Consider the following 22424-nt stretch of genomic DNA (forward strand, 5'->3'; position numbering starts at 1 on the left):
TATGAGTATCAGTCAAAAAGCCAAGGCGTATCATGAAAAGATGTTTCCTGGCTATGAATCACAATTATTAGAAACAGATCCAGAGTTTATTGAATTATTTGATAACTTTGCTTTTGATGAAGTTGTCAATCATGATGATTTAGATGATCAGACAAGATTTATGGCAATTTTAGCAGCCTTGCTTGGATGCCAGGGAATTAATGAGTTTAAAGCGATGTTAACAGCTGCTTATCATTTTGGTGTCACACCCATTGAAATGAAAGAAATTGTTTATCAGGCAACAGCATATTTAGGCATTGGAAGAGTCTTTCCATTTTTACATGCAGTGAATGATTTTTGCATGAACAATAACATTGCATTGCCATTGGCTGGACAATCTACAACCAATCCTAACAATCGCTTAACAAAAGGAAATCAAGCTCAGGTTGATATTTTTGGAGAAAGCATGCGAGATTTTTATAAATCAGGTGATGAAGATTCAAAACATATCAATTACTGGTTAACGGATAATTGTTTTGGTGATTATTATACAAGAAATGGTTTAGATTATAAACAAAGAGAAATGATTACATTTTGTTTCCTGGCTGCCCAGGGTGGTTGTGAACCACAGTTGATTTCTCATGCTGCTGCCAATATGCGTTTAGGCAATGATCAACAATTTTTAATCAAGATTATTTCTCAATGTATCCCATTTATTGGTTATCCAAGAAGTTTAAATGCTTTACGCTGTGTAAAAGAAGCGGCAAATCAAGAAAAATAAATAATATGAAAAGGAGCGATGAAAATGAATAAAGACGTTATGATTGTCACAGGTGCTGGTCAAATCAGTATGGCTATTGCCAGAAGAATGGGTTATGGTAAAAAGATTATTATGGGTGATAAAAACATTGATAATGCCAATGCGATTGCAAAGGTAATGAATGATGCAGGCTTTGATGTTGAACCTATAGAAATGGATTTATCATCAAGAAAATCTATTTTAACAATGATTGAAAAGGCAAAAAGATATGGAAACATCACAATGCTAGTGAATGGGGCAGGGGTTTCACCAAGTCAGGCACCAATAGAAGCCATTTTAAAAGTGGATTTATATGGAACAGCTGTTTTATTAGAAGAAGTTGGGAAAGTCATTGCTGATGGCGGGGTAGGTGTTACCATTTCTAGTCAATCTGGACATCGTATGAAACAGTTAACACCATTAGAAGATGAACAGCTAGCCACAACTCCAACAGAAGAATTGTTATCATTGGATTTGTTACAAGTTGAAAATATTCAAGATACTTTACATGCTTATCAGCTTGCGAAACGCTGTAATGAAAAAAGAGTAATGGCTGAAGCTGTTAAATGGGGACAAAGAGGAGCCAGAGTCAATTCTATTTCACCAGGAATTGTTGTCACTCCTTTAGCAATTGATGAATTCAATGGACCAAGAGGCGATTTTTATAAAAATATGTTTGCTTCTTGTCCAGCGGGACGTCCTGGAACAGCCGATGAAATTGCGAATGTAGCAGAACTATTAATGAGTGATAAGGGGGCTTTTATCACAGGTACTGATTTCTTAATTGATGGTGGCGCAACTGCATCTTATTTCTATGGTCCATTAAAACCAAAGGATTAAATGATGAAGCAGAAAGTTATAATTATTTCTTCAAGTCCAAGAAGAAAAGGAAATAGTGAAATACTATGTGAACAATTTCAAAAAGGTGCATTAGAAAGTGGATGTGATGTTGAAAAAATTAATTTAAATGATTATATAATTCATCCATGTATTGCTTGTGATTATTGTCGAAAACATGATAGTATTTGTTTTCGTCAAGATGATGCCAATAAGATAATTCAAAAAATGATTGACGCTGATATTTGGGTTTTATCAACACCGGTGTATTTTTATAGTGTCTCTGCCCAAATGAAATTATTAATTGACCGTTTTTATGCCAGAGAATATACAATCAGAGAGAGTTTGAAACGCAAAAAAGTTTATTTTATTGTGACAAGTGGAGCACCAGACTTAAGTGAACATACAGCGACAATTGAATCGTTGCGTGGATTTATTCAAGTCTTAAAAACGGTTGATGAAGCTGGAATCATCAATGGGGCAGGAGCATTTGAATTAGGTGATGCCATTCATCATCCTGCCTATTTAGAAGCTTATCATATGGGGAAATCAATCAATGGATAATGATGTCGAGACAGTTTTTCAATGTTTATGAAAGTTGAAGAAAGATTAGTGGTTCACAAGCAGGTCATCAAAATATAATTGATATTTTTATAAAAATGAAATGGAGGATCTATATGAAAAAATTATTTAATTTATCCGTATGTTTATTAATGTGTATATCACTAATTGGTTGTTCTTCTCAAAATCAGGAAGCTGATAATGCTCCACAACCTGTGCAAACACAAGAACAAGGACAAACAGATCATTCTAAAAAAGCGTTGGTTGCCTTTTTTTCAAGAAATGGTGAAAATTATTCAGTTGGTTACGTAGAAAAAGGCAATACGCAGATTGTAGCAGAAATGATTGCTGAACAGATAAATGGTGAGTTATTTCATATTCAGACAAAAGATGCTTATCCTCAAGAATATGAAGCCACAACAAAAGTTGCACAACAACAGTTAAGAGAAAAAGCACGACCAGAGCTTGCTGAGACATTAGAAAATATAGATGACTACAGTACAATTTATTTAGGATATCCTAACTGGTGGGGAGATATGCCAATGGCTGTCTATACATTTTTAGAAACTTATGATTTTTCTGGAAAAACAATAATTCCATTTTGTACTCATGCTGGAAGTGGATTGGCATCTACTGAAGCAAATATTAAGAAAACTTGCCCTCAAGCAACGGTTTTAAATGGTTTTTCTATTTTGGGAGCGACTGCTCAAAATTCACAGGATGAAACAAAAGATAAAGTGGAAGAATGGTTAAAAGATTGAAACATTGTTGCCTATAATGTTATACCAATTTCTTTTTAAGAAAATGATGATAATCAATGACATAAGTGCAATGAAATTATGTAGAAAATGAAAGACTTTCGTCTATATACGTATGGTTTTTCATTTTTTGTTTGATAAGGATATATCATCATTGCAAGAAATCAATGAGAATGAATATATTGTTTATATTCGATGAATCTAGTAGAATAGAAATAGTTAGGGTCTGTTTGCTATAATGAATCAAAATAATAGTGTATGACATTATAGTACAAAACATAAATGAGGAAGGGTTAAAGGTATGAGAGAAATAATTAAGTATGACATTGAATCTATAAGTGAAACATATAGAGGTTGTTCTAAAAATATGATTATTTTATTATGTTTAGAAAATGAAATGAAAATCAGTGTAAAAGAAAATGTATCTTTATTAAATACGAATGATTTTATTTTAATCAACCCTAAGTATCATTATGAACTATCAAGTCAAAATGCTATTTATGCCCAATTTAATATCTCCATGAAAGATTTTCATAGTATTTTTCCACATAAACATTATCAATTTGAATGTAATTCTACTCATGGTGAAAATGATAATTATGAAATTTTAAGTAAATATCTAACAGATTTATTATTATTACAATATGAAGAACATGAATATAGAATTGCAGAACAAAATAAACTTACTTATGAATTATTGTTATTTATTGTTAATAATTTTGTACTCATGGATTTTCATTTAGATAATGATTCACGTTGTGAAAATATTACAGAATATATTGATTTACATTATGAAGAAGAATTAAGCTTAAAAGAAATAAGTGAAGTATTTGGAATGAATTCTGAATACTTTTCAAGGTACTTTAAAAAAGAAATGGGAATTAATTATTATCAATATCTTAATAAGATTAGACTTGAACATGCTGTTGAAGATTTGATTTATACAGACAAAAACATGTTACATGTCGCACTTGATAATGGTTTTCCTAATGTTGAAGCTTTTTATCGTCAATTTTCAAAAGAGTTTCATATGCTTCCTAAAGAATTAAGACAAGAGAAGAAAAGTCAAAAGATTAATAAAGAAAAAAATTATAGAGAGGCTTTATCAAAAACCGTTTCACAATTGTATCAGTTACAAAAAAATACAATCGTTTCTACAGATATGATTATTGATGTTTTACAGCAACAAACCTATTATCCTTTTTGGTCTGAAGTCATAAATCTTAATGAGGCTTCTATTTTAAGTGTATATGCTGGTAAAGAACAATTTTCATTGTTACATGAAACTCTTCAATTTAGATATGTTAGAATTTATCTTCATTGGAAGAATTATCATGATAATAAACTTTATTCTTTTTATTCTGAAGAAAATGAATTTGATTTTCTTGTACAAAAAAAGATGAGAATATGGTTTGTGATTGATTATCGGCAAATTGATGATTTGGGTAAAATGATTGATTATCTTAATAAATTACTTTCACATTTTGCAAATCGTTATAGTATATCAAATATAAAAAGTTGGCGTTTTGAATTGGTTTATAATACGATTTTTAATGAAGAAAAACTTGAAAAATATATGAAGACAAGTCAGGCTATTCAAAATATTTTAGATAAGTTTGAAGTTGATGAAAAAGTATTAGGGCCAGGAATTGTTTTGAGTGATCATCAGAGTATGAAATGTTTTGAAACATTTGCCAATAAAATGCATTTAACACCTTTAGGTATGACATTTCAAGGTGAACCATACCTTATTAATCAAACTTATGATGATATTACAATTCAAAGAAATACTGATAAATATTTTCTTAAAAATCAGTTATCATATATTTATAAACATACAAATGAAATGACTAAAAATAAAAGTCGTATCTTTATTACTAATAGTTCAGATACAATTATGCGTTTTAATATGATGAATGATTCTTTGTATCGTGGAGCTGAAATTATTAAGATTATTATTGATTGTTTTGGATATGTCAATGCTTTAGCACATAGTGTTCCTCTAGATATTGCCTATACGGATAAACTACAAGGAACAGTTTTATTTGGTGGGGATGGCTTGTTGACCAAACATGGAATACCAAAACCATCTTATTATGCTTATCATTTTATGCGTCATGTGGGCGAATATTTTGTTCAAAAGAGTGAATATGGTATTGTTTTTACTAATGGTCACCATAATTATCAAATTGTCTGTCATAATTGTAAAAGATTAAGTTATCATTATTATTTAGAAGAAGATAATCTCAAGTATGAGGCCTATGATAATTATTTTGATGATACCGAAGAGGTCAAGTTAAATTTTCATTTGAAGAACATAAAGAATGGCCGTTATGTAGTCAAAACACGCTCAGTTAATCGCAATCATGGCAGTGTACAGGATGAATTAAATAGAATGATGCCAAATGATCAAATGTATATTCATGAAAATGATATAGATTATCTACAGCAAGTTGCTGTTCCACAAGTGAGAATAAGAACCTATATTGTTAAAGATGGACAATTAGATTTAGATATTGTTCTTGAAGCAAATGAATTTGCTTATATGCATATCATTTATCAATATTAAAGAGATTATGTCAATTATTCATAATGAATAATTGACTTTTCTTTTTAAGATTCATCTTACTAAGAAAAAATAAATAAAAATAAGAAAAAAGATGTCAATAATCTATGCGAAACATGTATTTGACAATTGCTATAATAGAAACTGTACTCATGAGTGATATGAAAATAAGAGGAGAATGAATATGAATTATAAAGAAATGTCTGAGGCTATTATTAAAGAAATTGGTGGCAAAGAGAATGTAGGGAGTTTGACGCATTGTGTTACACGTTTAAGATTTGTTGTGGTAAGTGAAGAGAAAGTCAATATTGAAGGACTGAAGGCAATTGAGGGCGTTATTAATGTTATTATTTCAAGTGGACAGTATCAAGTGATATTAGGACCAATTGTTACTGATGTTTATAATGCAGTGATGCAGGTTATTGGTAAGGAAGTTGGTGAGGTTAAAAAGACAGAAGTTAAAGATAAATCGATAAAAGGATTAGCAAAACAGGCATTAGATACGCTTATTGCATGTTTTGTACCAGCTATTTCCGCCATTGCTGGAGCTGGGATGATTAAAGTTTTAGCAACATTATTAACTTTTTCAGGGTTATTATCGGCTGATTCACAAACAATTGCTATATTGAATGTTATTGGTGATGGAATATTCTATTTCTTACCATTTATTGTTGCTATTAACGCTGCTAAAAAGATGAATGTAGATTTATTTTTAGCAGTTTCATTGGCTGCCATTGTTATGCATCCTAATTTGAGTGCAATGGGTGAAACAGGAACAACTGTTAGTTTCTTTGGAGTAGGGTTAAAAATAATGAATTATTCAGCACAGGCTTTACCAATGATTTTTGGAATATGGTTATTAAAATATGTTGATCGATTTGCTGATAAAGTGAGTCCGGATTTAGTCAAAGTTTTCTTAAAACCAATGATTTCTTTACTTATTGTTGCACCTATTGTTTTGATTGTGATTGGACCAGTGGCTATTTATTTAAGTGATTTATTTTTTCAATTATGTCTCTTTATGCAATCTTGGGGTTGGTTAGCAGTTGGAATTAATGCAGTATTATTTCCTATAATGGTCTTGACTGGAACTCATAATGCAACAATTCCGTTGATTGTTCAAATGTTTGCATCACAAGGTTTTGATGCTATATTCTTACCAAGTGGAATGGCAGCTAATATTGCCCAAGCGGGTGCTGCTTGTGCAGTCGCTGTCAAAACAAAGAATAAAGAATTAAGAGGAACTGCTTATTCAGCAACATTATCGGCATTATTAGGAATTACTGAACCTGCTTTATATGGTGTCAATTTACGTATGAAAAAACCTTTTATTTCAGTTTTGATTGGTGCCTTTTTAGGAGGAAGCATTATTGGTTTGGTAGGCTTAAGTGCACCTTCTTTTGTGACACCAAGTTTATTGACAATTGCAGTCTTTGCTGGTCATAGTCATTTTTTATTAGGGTTAATGACTGTTCCACTTACTTTCATTATTACATTTGTAGTGACATATATTATGGGATTTGACGATTTGCCAGCAACCAAAGCATAGAAAGGATTGAATATCATGTTTAATGAAAATTTTTTATGGGGTGCCTCCACTGCTGCTAATCAGGTTGAAGGTGGCTGGAATGAAGATGGCAAAGGAATCAGCGTGATAGATGTTCAAGCTAAAGGAATGAACAGTCCTCGTGAAGAAACTGATGGAGTCAAAAAGGATAGATATTATAGTTCACATAAAGCAGCAGATTTTTATCATCACTATAAGAAAGATATTGCGATGTTTGCTGAAATGGGCATGAAAGCATATCGTATGTCAATCGCATGGACGAGAATTTATCCTACAGGATTGGAAGAAGTACCTAATGAAGCAGGATTGCAATTCTATGATCATATTTTTGATGAATTATTAAAATATGGTATTGAACCCATAGTCACAATATCTCATTATGAATCACCATTTGTTTTATCAAAACAAGATGGCTGGGCAAATCGTGATATGATTCATCATTATATGAAATACTGTCAAACACTATTTGATAGATATCAAAATAAAGTGAAATATTGGATGACTTTCAATGAAATCAATTGTGCATTGGTACCATTTGGAATTATGACAGCTTGTGGGATTTATAGTGGCATTTTTGATAAAAAAAATACTGAAAATTTACGTTTTCAGGCTTTACATCATCAATTTGTTGCTAGTGCAATGGTTTGCGAATATGCTCATAAAAATTATCCCCAATTTCAAATTGGATGTATGATAGCAGGAATGATGAATTATCCTTTAACTTGTCATCCTAACGATGTCTTATTAACGCAACAAACAAATCAAATGAAAAATATGTTTTGTGGTGATGTTATGGTAAGAGGTTACTATCCTCATTATGCTCGCCGTTATTTAAAAGACCATGATATTAAAATTAAGGTGGCAGATAATGATGAGCAGATATTAAAAGCGGGAACTGTAGATTTTTATGCCTTTAGTTATTATATGACAAATTGTTGTGGTCAAGCAAAGGATGCTGAACATACATCGGCTAACTTAGTGGATGGTTTAAAAAATCCTTATTTAGAAGTAAGTGAATATGGATGGCAGATTGATCCAATTGGTTTAAGATACTTTATGAATGAAGTTTATGATCGCTATCAGATACCTTTAATGATTGTTGAAAATGGACTTGGATGTACTGATCAATTAATTGATGGCAAAGTTCATGATGATTATCGTATTCAATATTTAAAAGAACATATTAAAGCTTTATCTCAAGTCATTGAAGATGGGGTGGAAGTCATTGGATATATGCCATGGAGTGCTATTGATTTAATTGCATTATCAACTGGAAATATTGATAAACGTTATGGTTTTATTTATGTTGATGTGGATAATGAGGGACATGGTTCATACAAGCGTATAAAAAAAGATTCATATTATTGGTATCAGAAAGTGATTGCATCAAATGGAAAAATTGTTGATGAGGAAGGATAATATTGATGGGAATGTTTAAGTGTTTTAAAAATGATGTGTTAGATCAAAAAGTTTATGCACCTGTTAATGGAACTTATAGATTTTTAGAATCTTTAAATGATGGTATGTTTTCAGAGAAAATGTTAGGAGATGGCGTTGTTATTGAACCAACGGATGGTCATTTGATTGCACCCATAGATGGACAAATAACAGTTGTTTTTGAAACTGGTCATGCCTATGGTATTCAAGGTGAAAATGGTATAGAGTTATTAATTCATATTGGCATTGACACTGTTAATATGAATGGACTAGGCTTTCAACCATTGGTGAAAGTAGGACAAAAAGTGAAAATAGGTGATTCGTTGGCTGAGATTGATTTAAATGCTATTCAATCTGCCGGATATCAGGATAGTGTCATCATTATTTGTACAAATGGTAAGTCTATAAAATATTTATTACAAGAAGAAAGCCTTGTAAAAGTGAAAGAGGCAATTTGTGTATTAGAGTAAAATATCATTAATTAAAACTGATTATATAGAAGAGAGAGTAAGTGAAATCAAAGTCACCATAACTTTCTCTTTTTTTGTCAAAATTTGTTTATCTTCATGCAAAGATATAATATAATAAAAACAAATTTTAAGCATGTCAATGCTTTTTTATAAGAAAAAATAAATTGACAAAAGATGTCAAAAATGCTGAAAAAGTAACCCTGGTAAGACTCTTGAATTTTGTCCATTTTGACAAGTGACAAAGTTCAAATTCAATAGATTGAGAATTGGTGAAAGGGCTTGTATAGTAAGAGTTGTAAAGAGGAGATTTACAGAAAGGAAGCACAAAAATGAAAGAAAAATTACAAAAGTTTGGTAGAACATTAAGTGCAATGGTCATGCCAAACATCGCCGTTTTTATTGCTTGGGGATTAATCACTTCATTCTTTATAGCTGATGGATGGTTCCCTAATGAAACTCTTGCAGCTCTTGTTGAGCCAATGAATAAATATTTATTACCAATCTTAATTGGTTATACTGGTGGTAAAAATGTTTATGGTCAACGTGGTGCAACTGTCGGAGCAATTATGACAATTGGTGTTTTAGTGGGAGCACCTATTCCCATGTTTATTGGGGCAATGATTGCTGGTCCGTTAGGAGCATACTTAATTAAAAAATTAGATGAACTTTTAAAAGATCATACCCCACAAGGATTTGAAATGTTAATCAATAATTTCTCAGCTGGAATCTTAGGATTTGTCTTAGCAATTATTGGATGTTTAGCTATCAATCCAGCATGTCTATTCTTAAATGATATGTTAAATATTGGAGTCAGCTTCTTTGTAGAACATGGCTTGTTACCATTCGTTTCAATCATTGTTGAACCAGCTAAAGTCTTGTTCTTAAATAATGCGATTAATCATGGAATATTCTCTCCAATCGGAATGCAGGAAGCATTAGATACAGGAAAATCAATCTTCTTCTTGTTAGAAGCCAATCCTGGTCCTGGTTTAGGAATTTTATTAGCCTACTGTTTCTTTGGGAAAGGTTCAGCCAAAGCTTCAGCACCAGCAGCTAGCATTATCCATTTCGTTGGTGGAATCCATGAAATCTATTTCCCTTATATCTTAATGAATCCATTATTATTACTAGCTGTTATTGCTGGTGGAGCAAGTGGAATCTTAGTCAACGTTATCTTTGGATCAGGTTTAACTGCTCCAGCATCACCCGGCAGTATTATTGCTATTCTAGGAATGTGTAAAGCCTCTAGTTATCTGGGTGTTATTCTTAGTATTGTGGTTGCGACAGCAGTGACAATGTTTATAGCTTCAATTATCTTGAAGGCATCTAAAGGAACAGAAGAAGATCTAGAAGAAGCACAAGAACAAATGAAAGATATGAAAAATACAAATCAAGAAGTCAAATCAGTTTCTTATCATGAATTAAGAAAGATTGTCTTTGCATGTGATGCAGGGATGGGATCAAGTGCAATGGGAGCTGCCTTATTAACCAAAAAATTAAAAGCAGCCGGTATTGATATTGAAGTTCCGCACTATGCAATCAATGATATACCAGAAGATTCTCAAGTGGTTGTTACACATGTTTCACTTGTAGCACGTGTACAGGAAAGACTTCCAAATGTCGTGATTTTTCCAATTACTAACTTTATGGGTGGAACAGAATACGACGAAATCGTTAAAAAATTACAATAGGAGGATAAGCATATGTATTCATCTCGTCAGGCAAAAATATTATCATTATGTTTGTTAAGGGATGATTATATTACTTATCATGAAATATCTGAAGAATTACAAATCAGTTCACGAACAGTTATGCGTGAATTAAATCAAATCAAAGACTCTTTACACAATTTACAAATCCTTTCCAAAAAAGGAAAAGGTATTCGCATTATAGGTCGTGATGAAGATAAACAAAATCTTATCATGGACATCCAGGGATCAAAAATTGACTACATGGATAAAGAAGAAAGACAAGAATTACTATGTTTAGAACTACTGAGAACAAAAGATATTCAAAAACTCTTTTATTATAGCAATAAATTTCAGGTTTCTGAAGCAACCATTTCACATGATTTAGATGACTTAGAAACTGATTTTAAAAATTTCCATATACAATTAATTAGACGACCAGGATTTGGGGTCGGTATTGAAGCTGATGAAAATGTCATTAGACAAGCCATTTCATCAATTATCAATAAAACAATTCAACATCATATCTTAAATGTTGATTTCAATCGATATAACATTCAAGATGTGATAGACCAAATGACAGCCAATCAAAATTCAAATATCAAAAATTTATTAGATATTCAAATATTAAAACAGATTTTAGAAGTCTTTCAAACTCATCATCAAGAGTTAGATTTAGATTCAATAGCAAAATCTTCTTATATGGGACTCATCATTCATTTAATGATTGCTGTGAGTCGTATAAAAGAAGGAAAAGCAATGAGTGATAATCAGGAGATATTTAACTTAATTAATGATCGTCAAGCTTATCAGAAAGCCGAATTGATTGTTCATTATTTATCAGAAGAATTCGATATTTCTTTTGAAACTACAGAATGTGCATTTATTGCCATTCATCTTCAAAGTGCAAAATTAACAATTATTCATGATGATACATCAGTTGAAGAATATCATGATGTGATCATGAAAATGTTATCTGTATTTGAAGAAAAGGGTTATCACTTATTAGGAGATTATGAACTCTATCAAAGTTTAGCAGCTCATTTAAAACCTGCACTTGTTCGTTTAGAGTATCATCTTCCAATATATAATCCAATGTTATTACAAATTCAAGAAAACTTTGCCGATATTTTTCAAATAACCAAGCTTGCATCTGATGCTTTTACAGATATTTATGGGTATGATATGAACGATGATGAAATCGGATATTTAGCACTGCATTTTGCAGCGGCCATAGAACGTTATCAGAGTTCCCATCTTCGTCCTATACAAGTCGGTATTGTCTGTAGCAGTGGAATTGGGATTTCAGCACTGTTAACTGCAAGATTGAAAAGAATTGTCGATGCAAATGTCCAATTTATTCCTCTCTCTTTAACGGACATTGAACATCATCAATGTGAATTGCTTATTTCTACATTTGAAATTGACGGTGCACTCTATGTAACACCACTCTTAAATCAAAATGATGTGACACGTGTTTTACAGGCTATTCATGAAAAAAGACAACAACCTTTTCTCCCATATCATACACAGTTGTCTTATGACTTGATTGAGTTGACTGAAATGATTAAACAATTTATAACACATATTCAACTCCATGTTATTTCACACTTTAAAAACAAACAGGAAGTTATTGAAATTGCGTGTCAATATGTCACAGATAATCCTCAGCTAATTGAAGAAATTCAATCTCGAGAAGCCAAAGGCAGCAATGTTTATCCAACATTTGGATTTGCTTTACTGCATTGTACAACAGAACTTGTCAAAGAGTGCTGTGTGCATATTTTAAGAGCAGATACAGGGATTTTTACAGGAGCAGATATTGCTGACATCAAAGTTGTATTATTAATGTTGATGCCTCGCAACGCTTTAACATTAGAAAAAAGAATGATGTCATATATTTCATCACAGTTGATTGAAAACCAGGAATTTTTTAACCAATTGTTAAGTGGTGATGAAGCAAAGATCATCGAAGCATTTAATCATATTTTACAAAATTGGATTATTAAAATCATTAAGGAGGAAGAATGAAATGGCACGTATAAATGTTTATTTTGCCTGTGATGCCGGAATGGGATCAAGTGCACTTGGGGCAAGTCTTTTCAAAAGATATGTTAGTTGTGATATAGCTGTTTCTAATTGTTCTCTCTATGATATTCCACAAAGGTGTAATGTTGTGATTGTTCAAAGAGCGCTTTTGCCCTATGTTCAAAAACAATATCGTTTTCTCAAAGTTTATACTATTGATAATTTCTTAGATGAAAAAAGACTCCAGACTATTTCAAAGGAGATGACAGCGATGATTGAAAATAGCAATATACTTGCAAAAGAATCAATTGTTTTAGATTGTCCATCTTGTAGCAGTGATGAAGCCATTGTTGCAGTTGGTCAGTTATTAATGGATAAAGGTTATATTGAAGAACCTTATATTCAGGGAATGTTAAATCGTGATCATGATTTAACAACTTATATAGGTAATGATTTGGCAATTCCTCATGGGGAATATGATGTTAAAGATTATGTAAAAAAGACTGGGATAGCAGTGATGATCTATCCGCAGGGAATTGATTGGAATGGAAATAAAACACGTATTGTGATTGGGATTGCTGCAAAAGGCAATGACCATATGGAAATCTTAACAAATATTGCTTTAAAATTGAGTGATATGGAAACAGTAGAAAAAATAGTAAATGCTTGTGATATTGACTTTATCTATGAGGTCTTAACACAAGGAGAATAAATTTATGATTATTACAGTGACTTTAAATCCAGCAATTGATAAAACAGCTCAAGTTGATAAGATGGTTTGTAATGGATTAAACCGTTTAGATCATGTTTTACTTGATGTGGGTGGTAAAGGTATCAATGTTTCTAAAGCAATTCAGCAATTAGGTGGTCAATCTATTTGTACTGGTTTCATTGCAGGTGAAAATGGGCAATGGATTGAAAAGAAGTTAGACCAGATGGGCTTGGAATATAAATTCCAGCATGTTGATGGTAATACACGTATGAATTTAAAAGTTTTAGATAAGGATATGAACTTGACTGAACTTAATGAAGTGGGTCAGGAAATAAGTCAACAAGATGTTAAAGCATTGAGTGATGCTTTATTAGAAATGACGTTTGAAGGTGACATTGTTGTGTTAGCTGGAAGCGTTCCTAAAGGTGTTCCCAAAACGATTTATAATGAATTAATAACTTTATTAAAAGAAAAAGGTGCAAAAGTGATTCTTGATGCTGATGGTGATTTATTCACTAATGGTATTGAAGCAGGACCTTATTTAATTAAGCCGAATAAATATGAATTGTGTAAATATTTTGGTTTAAATGAGGATGTCAGTGATTTGGTGTTAATTGAAAATGCTCGTAAATTACTTTATAAAGGCATTGAACTGGTTGTGATTTCACTTGGCTCAGATGGTGCAATGTTCATTACTCATGATGAAGTAGCACGTGTTCCAGGATTAAATATTGTTGCTCATTCTGCAGTTGGTGCAGGTGATTCAATGGTTGGCGCATTGGCTTATGGGATTGAACAGAATTATGAACTTATTCCATTGATTAAATGGGCAGTTGCGACATCAGCTGGAGCAGTTATGACTGAAGGAACCAAAGCACCAAGTCTTGCAATGGTTGAAAAATTAATTAATGAAGTGAACATTTATTTTAAATAAGAGGAGAACATATATATGAAAACAAAAGCAGTCCGTCTTTATGGCGTTGATGATATAAGATTAGAAGAATTTGATTTACCAGAAATTAAAGATGATGAAATTTTAGTCAAAGTTGTTTCAGATAGTATTTGTATGTCAACATACAAAACAATTAAACAAGGTGCAAACCATAAACGTGTTCCTAATGATGTTTATGACAATCCAATTATTATTGGTCATGAGTTTGCTGGTGATATTGTGAAAGTTGGTAAAAAATGGCAAGATCAATTTAAACCAGGTCAAAAATTTGCTCAACAGCCAGCTATCCCAGGTCAAATGGAATCACCAGGTTATTCATATCAATGGTGTGGTGGTGACAGCGAATACTGTATTTTTCCTAATGATATTATTGAAGCTGGATGTTTATGGACTTTTGAAGGAGATAGTTACTTTGCCGCTTCTGTAGCTGAACCAATGTGTTGTGTTATCTCTGGATTCCATACTCATTATCATACAGTCCCAGGAAGTTATGATCATGTTATGGGGACGAAAAAAGATGGAAATATCATTGTTTTAGGTGGTTGTGGTCCAATGGGACTAGGAGCAGTGAGTTATGCATTGACTTATGAAAACAAACCAAAAAGATTTGTTGTGACAGATATTGATGATGCAAGAATTGAACGTGCGAGAGAAGTGATTTCAGAAGCAGAAGCTGCTAAACATGGTGTTGAATTACATTATGTGAATACTGCTAAAATGAAAGATCCAGTGGCAGAATTAATGGCTCTCACTGATGGACATGGCTATGATGATGTCTTTGTCTATGTTCCTCTTGAAAGTGTTTCTGAAATGGCTGATCAGTTAATGGCATATGATGGAAATCTTAACTTATTTGCCGGACCAACAGATCCAGACTTCTCAGCTTCTATGAATTTATACAATTGTCATTATTCAAGACATCGTATCTTAGGAAGCACGGGTGGAACTATTGATGATATGAAAGAAGCAATTGAAAAAGATGCTCAAGGTCAAATCAAAACAGCTGTTATGATTACTCATATTGGAGGTTTAGATGCAGTTGCTGATACGACAAAGAATTTACCAAATATTCCAGGTGGAAAGAAATTAATCTATACACATATTCAAATGCCTTTAACAGCAATTGATGATTTTGAAGAATTAGGAAAAACAAATGAATTATTTAAAAAACTTGCTGATTCTACAAAGAAAACAAATGGTTTATGGAATAGTGAAGCAGAAAAGATTCTTTTAGAAAGTTTCCAATAAATGAAAAAGGCTTATGTTTTGCATAAGCCTCTTTTTATAAAGATGAAAGATCATCAAAAGTATTTTCAGGAATTATCAAGAGAATATCCAACTATTCAATCCATTTGTCAAGAAATTATTCACTTACAGTCACTTTTAAATTTACCTAAAGGAACAGAACATTATATATCAGATTTACATGGTGAATATAATGCCTTTGCTCATCTTATGAATAATTGTTCAGGGGTTATTAAAGAAAAAGCCATTGTTATTTTTGAAAATGAAATGTCTTTACAAGACATTAATGAACTTTGTTTTTTAATCTATTATCCCGATAAAGTTCTGACACAGAAGTATCCACAAGTCTGGTATCGAGATATGATTTTAAAACTGATACGCTTAACACGTTATGTGACATCTAAATATACTCGTTCACATGTAAGGGAAAATATTAAAAATGAATATGCATATATTATTGATGAACTGCTTCATGCACAGTTAGATGAACTTGATCAACAATATGTTTATCATCTGCAAATTATTGACACCATTATTGAATTAGATGAAGCTGATCATTTTATAACAATTCTCACAGAAATGATTCGTTTTTTTGCCATTCATCGTTTGCATATTCTAGGAGATATTTATGATCGAGGGGCATTTCCAGATAAAATTATAGATGATTTAATGAACTGTCAGCGTTTTGATTTACAATGGGGGAATCATGATATTTTATGGCTGGGAGCAAGTTTAGGACAGCCAGCATGCATCATGAGTGTTGTCAAAAACTGTGTTCATTATCGGCATATAGAACTTTTAGAAAAAAGTTATGGCATTCCATTACGCAAACTCATGATGACAGCAACCAATCAAACGGACCAAAAGAGTCATCATCAGGCAATGGAAGAATTTTGCTTAAATATGTTATACAAATTAGAGTCGCAGCTCATCAACACTTATCCAGAGTGGCAAATGGACTATCGTTTATCGCAACATCATGATTCACAGTTAACTAATCAGGAACAGGCGATTTTAAATGATTTACAAAAAAGTTTTATGTCTAGTCAAAAACTTCAAAAACATATGCAATTTTTACTGAAACATTCATCATTATATTTAAAAACCAATCATCATCTTTTGTTTCATGGCTGTGTACCACTTAATGATGATGGAAAGTTTTATCATCATCATTGTTTTGGTCAGGAACTTTATGGAAAAGCTTATTTTGATGAAGTAAATCTGCATATTCAGGAAGCATATTATCAGCATGATCAGGAATCGATAGATTATTTATGGTATTTATGGTGTGGTGATTATTCTCCTTTATGTGGACGAAGAATTGTCTTAGATCAGCCTTGCGAAGAAGTGAAAAATGCTTATTATCAATATATTCAAAGTGAAGAAACATGTGTTATGCTTCTTAATGAATTTGGTTTGTATGATCATGAATGTATGATTATTAATGGGCATACACCAGTCCGTGTGAAAGAAGGAGAGAGTCCTTTAAAAGGGAATGGGAAACTGATTGTTATTGATGGGGGATTTTGTATGCAAAATCATAGAAAAACAGGAGTAGCAGGCTATACATTAATTAGTAATAGTCATGGTATGCGTTTAAAAACACATCATATTCATCTAGGTAGTTATGATATTCATCATGATATGCAATATGAATCAACAATTATTTATACACGTCAAAAGCAGGAAATGATTAAAGATACAAAAGATGGTTATCAATTATTAGAAAGAATTGAAGATCTTAAGACTTTATTATCATTAAAGCGACAAGGTTTTTATCAATAATAATAAAATCATCAGAAACCTTAATATTTCTTTTTAGCAGGATTCTTGTCATCTGGAATAAGATGTTCAAGAATCTTTTTTTCTCTTTCTACTTTATCCTGAAGATATTTAACTCTTTGTTGGGCTTGTTTTAAAGCTTCTTTTCCTTTGTTAAGTTGATTTGTTAAAATAGCTAATCTTTGAGAAAGGGCTTCATCACTATCTTGTTGACATAAACTTTGAAATTCACGAATATCATCAATCGACATACCTAAACTTCTTAAATATTTTACACCACGTAACCAATCAAGTGTTTCATCATCGAAAAGCCTTCTATTATTCTTATCTCTTTTGACATGAGGAACAATATTTTGATCGGTATAATAGCGAATTGTATGTTCACTCATATCTAACAATAAACAAACTTCTTTTAATGTATACATTGTATTTTACTCCTTTTTTTAAAAAGTTCTTGACCTCGAGTGACTCGAGGATATTACAATGCTATTGTAACAAAAAGAAATAAAGGTGTAAAGGAGGGTTTGAATGAAATATGTTCAATTAAATAATGGTATTATGATGCCTCAAATAGGATTTGGTGTTTGTGGATTTAAGGATTTAGAAGAATGTGAAAAGATAGTTTTAAAGGCAATAGAGGTTGGTTATCGTTTGTTTGATACTGCAGCAATATATGAAAATGAAGAGGCTATTGGTAGTGCTATAAAGAAAAGTGGTATTCCTAGAGATGAATTTTTTATTACTTCTAAATTATGGGTTACAGATAATAGCTATGAAGGAGCAAAAAAGGGGTTTAATGAATCGTTAGAAAAGTTACAGGTAGAATCTATTGATCTCTATTTGCTGCATCGTCCTTTGGGTGATTATTATGGGGCATGGAGAGCTTTAACGGAGTTATATCAGGAAGGAAAAATAAAGGCAATTGGCGTATCTAATTTCTTTAATGATCGTTTATATGATTTGGTTTATAACAATGAGATTAAGCCTGTTATCAATCAAATTCAATGTCATCCCTTTTTACAAAGACAAGAGGAGATGACATTGCACCAGGAGTTAGATATTCAATTAGAAGCATGGTCACCATTTGCTGCGGGAATGAATCATTTATTTGAAAATGAAGTTTTAAAAGAACTTGCAAATAAATATCATAAAACTGTTGGACAAATTATTTTAAGATGGCATATCCAAAGAGGTTTTGTTGTCATTCCAAGATCAACAAAAGAAGCAAGAATGAAAGAAAATATTGAAGTTTTTGATTTTGCTTTAAGTGAAGAAGAAATGATAAAAATAAAGACATTGGATATAGAAAAAAGAGAAGATAGTCAATATCGTTTAGAAAGTTTAAAAAGAGTCTATAAAACAAAAAGAATGTGAGGTAAGAAAATGAATAGTAGAAAATTAGGTTTTGGTTTAATGAGATTGCCACTCAATAGTGACAATCCAACTGATATTGATCAGCAACAACTCAATCAAATGGTAGATTTGTTTATAAAAGAAGGTTTTACTTATTTTGATACATCTTATGTTTATCATAATGGTGAATCAGAAATAGCAATTAAAAAAGCATTAGTTGAAAGACATGATAGAAATCATTATGTATTGGCATCTAAGTTTCCAACTTTTCAAATGCCTGATGATCATCAGATTGAAGGTATTTTTCAAGAACAATTAGATAAATGTGGTGTTGAGTATTTTGATTATTATTTGTTGCATAATTTAAATCGTGTGTTATATGAAAGAGAAGTAGAAAAGTATCACTTATTTGATTATATGAAAAAATGGAAAAGAGAAGGGAAAATCAAGCATATTGGGTTTTCTTATCATGATGACGCTTTTCATTTAGATAAAATATTAACAGAACATCCAGAAGTAGAATTTGTTCAGATTGTGATGAATTATTATGATGATGAGGAGCCGATGATTCAAGGAAAGGCTTGTTATGATGTGATTCGTAAACATGGATGTCAAGTTGTTATTATGGAGCCAGTCAAAGGTGGAGCATTAATGAATGTCCCTTCATCTGCTTTACAAAAAATGCAATCATTACATAAAGAGGCAAGCACAGCAAGTTATGCAATCCGCTATTGTGCGAGCTACGATGGTGTTTTGGCTGTTCTTTCTGGAATGTCATCATTAGAACAGGTTAAAGATAATACATCGTATATGAAAGATTTCCAGCCATTGAGTCATGAGGAATATGATATTTTAAGATATACAAAACAAGAGATAATGAAAAAATGGAAATATCAATGTAATGATATGTCTGTATTAGATGATAATGTTTATCATGTGCCATTATCAGCTATTTTAAGAACTTATAATAGTTTATTGATTCAACCTAATCCAACTTTTGGAGCTGAACTGAATTATTATAAATCATTTAGAACCGCTTATGATAGGGCTTTTGAAAAAGCTGATTATTCATCTTTAAATGCAAAAATCAATGATGCATTTGATGTCAATATAGCAGTAAAAGAAGCAATTGCATTTTTAATTCAAAATAGTTTTCAGGGATATATAGAGGACAATTAAAAGATTAAAAAAAGGAATCTAGTGAAATAGATTTCTTTTTTTGATGATAACTACATATACTCAAAAAGCATATTATCCTATTTGATATAGGTATTTGATATTTAATATTAATACGATAAAATAATTTTAAAAAGGAGAAGAGATGTATGAAAAAGATAATAGTCATGAGCTTAATTTGTTTATTGGGATTATATGGATGTATACAAGATAAATATCAGCAAGTTTCAGAAGTTAACCAACCAGACAATAATGAATCTATTTTACAGGAGGAAAAACAAATGAAAATCAAAATCAGCAATAATGAATATACAATCACTTATTTGTTAAACGAGAGTTTAGCATCTCAATCACTATACCAGCAATTACCACTTGATATTCAGGTTGAAAATTATGGAGATAATGAAAAAATATTCTATCCTCCAATACCTCTTGATACAACAAATACACCTCTATTGATCAATGGTCAAGTTGGAACATTGGGATATTTTGCACCATGGGGTGATGTTGTTATGTATTATGGAGAATGTGAGGCATATAGTGGTTTGTATATTTTAGGAGAGTCTATTGAGGGAAGTGAACAAATTGTAAATTTAAGGGGAAATTTACATATTGAGAGGGTAGAAGAATGATGAGAAAAATATTGGTTATTGTTGGTAGTGGAAAACTTCATGGAAATACAAATCAATTATCAGATGAATTTATTCGGGGTGCTTTAGAGACAGGACATCAGGTGAAAAAAGTTAATTTAACTGAGAATATTCAAGGGTGTAAAGGATGTGGTGTATGTCAAAATAATGGACATCATTGTGTTATACGAGATATGATGAAGGATATTTACCCTTTGTTTGATGAAGCAGATACAATTGTTATGGCTTCACCATTGTATTTTTGGAGTCTATCAGCAAGATTGAAAAGTTTTATTGATAGGCTTTACGCAATATCAACAGATGATGAATATCCTCAAAAAGATACTGTATTATTAATGACTTCTGGAAGTGATGAGTTTTATGCTTTTGAACAAGCTGTTTCATTTTATCGCTTTTTTATAAAAGCACTAGGTTGGAAGGATCAAGGAATGGTACTCGCTGGTAGTTGTATAACAAAACAAACAGAAACAGCAGTTAAGGAACATTTCTTAAATGAAGCCTATTGCTTAGGAAAGAGAATATAGATAAGATACGAAAACATAATTTTATATAACACAGAGCAATAAGAAAGGACATCCATTATGAAAATGGATGTCCTTTAATGATGTTGTTTTCGTAGAATAATCTATTCTACGACATGAATTATAGCATATATCATTTTTAAATGAAAGGTCAAATTTGTTTTCTCTTATTTTGCAAATATTTTATTTGCTATTAATAAATATATTTGCTAATAAGGAATATTTTCTTCTTTTTTTCTTTATATTTTTCCTAGAATAGATTATTCTGCGAAAAATTGAACAGATGAAAAGGAGTTGATAACCATGTATTGGTATATTGCTCATGTGAATGAGAATAAAAAAACTAAACTGGTGAAATTCTTTAATAGTCAGGAAAATACCAATGCTTTTATTCCTAAAATGGAAAAATGGTACAGTATGAAGGGTATAAAGGATTATATCATTAAAGATTTGTATCCAGATTATGTGTTTATTAAGAGTCCATTAGATTTGGAAGAATTTAATAAATGTTTTAAAGAGTTTTTTGAGACTGTTGATGGATTTGCTCAATTACTAGGATATGATGATGTTTATCCATTAAGTGAGAGTGAACAATCTTTGATGGAAAAATTATTTGATAATCAGGATGTCATTAAACATTCAGTAGGGAATATAGTCAATTCTCAATTGATTGTTGATGAAGGTCCATTAATGAATATGGAAGATAAAGTAATTAAGATTAATCGTCATCATAGAATAGCAACTTTAAAAACTGAACTGTTCAATAATAGATTAATTGTTCCTTTAGAGGTTATAAGTAAAACATGAATTGGTATGTCTTATTTACATTAAGTCAAAAGACAAATCAAATTGTCTCTCATTTAAATAGAAGAGACAATATTGATGCATTTATACCAGAATATGAATTTTATTATAGAAAGACAAAGGAATATCTCATTAGACCTATGTTTCCTAACTATATATTTGTTAAGACAAATTATAATCAATTAGATTTTAATATTATGCTTAATAAGATGGGTGAAGAAAAGGATGGAGTCATTAGACAATTAAGTAAAGATGATGTATCAGCTTTAAGAAAAGAAGAAATAGAAATGTTTGAATTATTATTAGATGCTAATCATGTTGTAAGGATGTCCCAAGCATATTTACAAGATGGCAGAGCTAAGGTTTATGAAGGACCGTTACAAGCATTTGAAAAACAGATTGTTAAAGTTGATGTTCATAATCAGTGTGCTTACCTTGATTTAATCTTTATGAAGAGAAGGATCAAAGTAGGACTCAAGATAGACAAGTAAAAATAAACTGGGGAGAATGGTATATCCGCCCCCAGTCCTATTTTGAAT

Annotated in this window: 21 protein-coding genes; 20 read left to right on the forward strand and 1 reads right to left on the reverse strand. The window is 31.4% G+C overall.

What is annotated here, in order from left to right; all coding sequences use genetic code 11:
- Position 1 precedes the first annotated feature (1 nt).
- The 14 genes from BN1865_RS00550 (at position 2) to BN1865_RS00615 (ending at position 17384) form a co-directional block, all read left to right on the forward strand.
- Positions 2 to 760 carry a carboxymuconolactone decarboxylase family protein gene (locus BN1865_RS00550; RefSeq protein ID WP_050635321.1) on the forward strand — a complete coding sequence of 253 codons (759 nt, stop codon included), beginning with the start codon at positions 2 to 4 and terminating at the stop codon, positions 758 to 760.
- Positions 761 to 784: 24 nt separating this feature from the next.
- On the forward strand, positions 785 to 1618 hold the full coding sequence (locus BN1865_RS00555; protein ID WP_050635322.1) for an SDR family oxidoreductase: 834 nt from the start codon (positions 785 to 787) through the stop codon (positions 1616 to 1618).
- Between the two features lie 3 nt (positions 1619 to 1621).
- Positions 1622 to 2179 (forward strand): flavodoxin family protein, encoded by a 558-nt coding sequence (locus tag BN1865_RS00560; protein WP_050635323.1) that lies wholly within the window; start codon positions 1622 to 1624, stop codon positions 2177 to 2179.
- A gap of 113 nt (positions 2180 to 2292) precedes the next feature.
- The gene (locus tag BN1865_RS00565) at positions 2293 to 2937 is read left to right on the forward strand and encodes a flavodoxin (protein ID WP_050635324.1); all 645 of its coding nucleotides are present in this window, start codon (positions 2293 to 2295) and stop codon (positions 2935 to 2937) included.
- A gap of 298 nt (positions 2938 to 3235) precedes the next feature.
- Positions 3236 to 5503, forward strand: a complete 2268-nt coding sequence (locus BN1865_RS00570) for a helix-turn-helix domain-containing protein (protein ID WP_050635325.1) — start codon at positions 3236 to 3238, stop codon at positions 5501 to 5503.
- A gap of 181 nt (positions 5504 to 5684) precedes the next feature.
- A complete protein-coding gene (locus BN1865_RS00575; RefSeq protein WP_050635326.1) occupies positions 5685 to 7049 on the forward strand; it encodes a PTS transporter subunit EIIC in 1365 nt (454 codons plus the stop codon).
- A 15-nt stretch (positions 7050 to 7064) separates the two neighbouring features.
- Positions 7065 to 8486 carry a glycoside hydrolase family 1 protein gene (locus BN1865_RS00580; protein WP_050635327.1) on the forward strand — a complete coding sequence of 474 codons (1422 nt, stop codon included), beginning with the start codon at positions 7065 to 7067 and terminating at the stop codon, positions 8484 to 8486.
- An 11-nt stretch (positions 8487 to 8497) separates the two neighbouring features.
- The gene (locus BN1865_RS00585; protein ID WP_198527212.1) at positions 8498 to 8974 is read left to right on the forward strand and encodes a PTS sugar transporter subunit IIA; all 477 of its coding nucleotides are present in this window, start codon (positions 8498 to 8500) and stop codon (positions 8972 to 8974) included.
- Positions 8975 to 9303: 329 nt separating this feature from the next.
- A complete protein-coding gene (locus BN1865_RS00590; RefSeq protein WP_050635329.1) occupies positions 9304 to 10665 on the forward strand; it encodes a PTS mannitol transporter subunit IICB in 1362 nt (453 codons plus the stop codon).
- A gap of 12 nt (positions 10666 to 10677) precedes the next feature.
- Positions 10678 to 12693: a BglG family transcription antiterminator gene (locus tag BN1865_RS00595; protein WP_050635330.1), complete on the forward strand. Its 2016-nt coding sequence runs from the start codon at positions 10678 to 10680 to the stop codon at positions 12691 to 12693.
- A 1-nt stretch (position 12694) separates the two neighbouring features.
- Complete coding sequence (locus tag BN1865_RS00600; RefSeq protein WP_050635331.1) at positions 12695 to 13402, forward strand: PTS sugar transporter subunit IIA; 708 nt, start codon at positions 12695 to 12697, stop codon at positions 13400 to 13402.
- Between the two features lie 4 nt (positions 13403 to 13406).
- Positions 13407 to 14336 (forward strand): 1-phosphofructokinase, encoded by a 930-nt coding sequence (gene pfkB / locus BN1865_RS00605; protein WP_050635332.1) that lies wholly within the window; start codon positions 13407 to 13409, stop codon positions 14334 to 14336.
- A 15-nt stretch (positions 14337 to 14351) separates the two neighbouring features.
- Complete coding sequence (locus BN1865_RS00610; protein WP_050635333.1) at positions 14352 to 15602, forward strand: zinc-binding dehydrogenase; 1251 nt, start codon at positions 14352 to 14354, stop codon at positions 15600 to 15602.
- A complete protein-coding gene (locus tag BN1865_RS00615) occupies positions 15603 to 17384 on the forward strand; it encodes a fructose-bisphosphatase class III (protein WP_050635334.1) in 1782 nt (593 codons plus the stop codon).
- Positions 17385 to 17404: 20 nt separating this feature from the next.
- Here the strand turns inward: BN1865_RS00615 and BN1865_RS00620 are convergent, their stop codons facing one another.
- Complete coding sequence (locus BN1865_RS00620) at positions 17405 to 17806, reverse strand: MerR family transcriptional regulator (protein WP_050635335.1); 402 nt, start codon at positions 17804 to 17806, stop codon at positions 17405 to 17407.
- 103 nt (positions 17807 to 17909) lie between these two features.
- Between BN1865_RS00620 and BN1865_RS00625 the strand changes: the two genes are divergently transcribed.
- The 6 genes from BN1865_RS00625 to BN1865_RS00650 all read left to right on the forward strand — a co-directional run bounded on the left by BN1865_RS00625 (position 17910) and on the right by BN1865_RS00650 (position 22376).
- Positions 17910 to 18755, forward strand: a complete 846-nt coding sequence (locus BN1865_RS00625) for an aldo/keto reductase (protein ID WP_050635336.1) — start codon at positions 17910 to 17912, stop codon at positions 18753 to 18755.
- A gap of 9 nt (positions 18756 to 18764) precedes the next feature.
- Positions 18765 to 19913 carry an aldo/keto reductase gene (locus BN1865_RS00630; RefSeq protein ID WP_050635337.1) on the forward strand — a complete coding sequence of 383 codons (1149 nt, stop codon included), beginning with the start codon at positions 18765 to 18767 and terminating at the stop codon, positions 19911 to 19913.
- Positions 19914 to 20059: 146 nt separating this feature from the next.
- Positions 20060 to 20542 (forward strand): cyclophilin-like fold protein, encoded by a 483-nt coding sequence (locus BN1865_RS00635; RefSeq protein ID WP_050635338.1) that lies wholly within the window; start codon positions 20060 to 20062, stop codon positions 20540 to 20542.
- Positions 20539 to 21084, forward strand: coding sequence for a flavodoxin family protein (locus BN1865_RS00640; RefSeq protein ID WP_198527213.1), 546 nt, complete (start codon positions 20539 to 20541; stop codon positions 21082 to 21084). The genes BN1865_RS00635 and BN1865_RS00640 overlap by 4 nt, the downstream gene beginning before the upstream one ends.
- A 300-nt stretch (positions 21085 to 21384) precedes the next feature.
- Positions 21385 to 21888: a transcription termination/antitermination NusG family protein gene (locus BN1865_RS00645; RefSeq protein WP_050635339.1), complete on the forward strand. Its 504-nt coding sequence runs from the start codon at positions 21385 to 21387 to the stop codon at positions 21886 to 21888.
- On the forward strand, positions 21885 to 22376 hold the full coding sequence (locus BN1865_RS00650) for a transcription termination/antitermination NusG family protein (protein ID WP_050635340.1): 492 nt from the start codon (positions 21885 to 21887) through the stop codon (positions 22374 to 22376). Before BN1865_RS00645 ends, BN1865_RS00650 begins: the two co-directional genes overlap by 4 nt.
- Positions 22377 to 22424: the final 48 nt, after the last annotated feature.

The organism is Candidatus Stoquefichus sp. SB1 (assembly GCF_001244545.1).
Taxonomy (GTDB): Bacteria; Bacillota_I; Bacilli_A; order Erysipelotrichales; family Coprobacillaceae; genus Stoquefichus.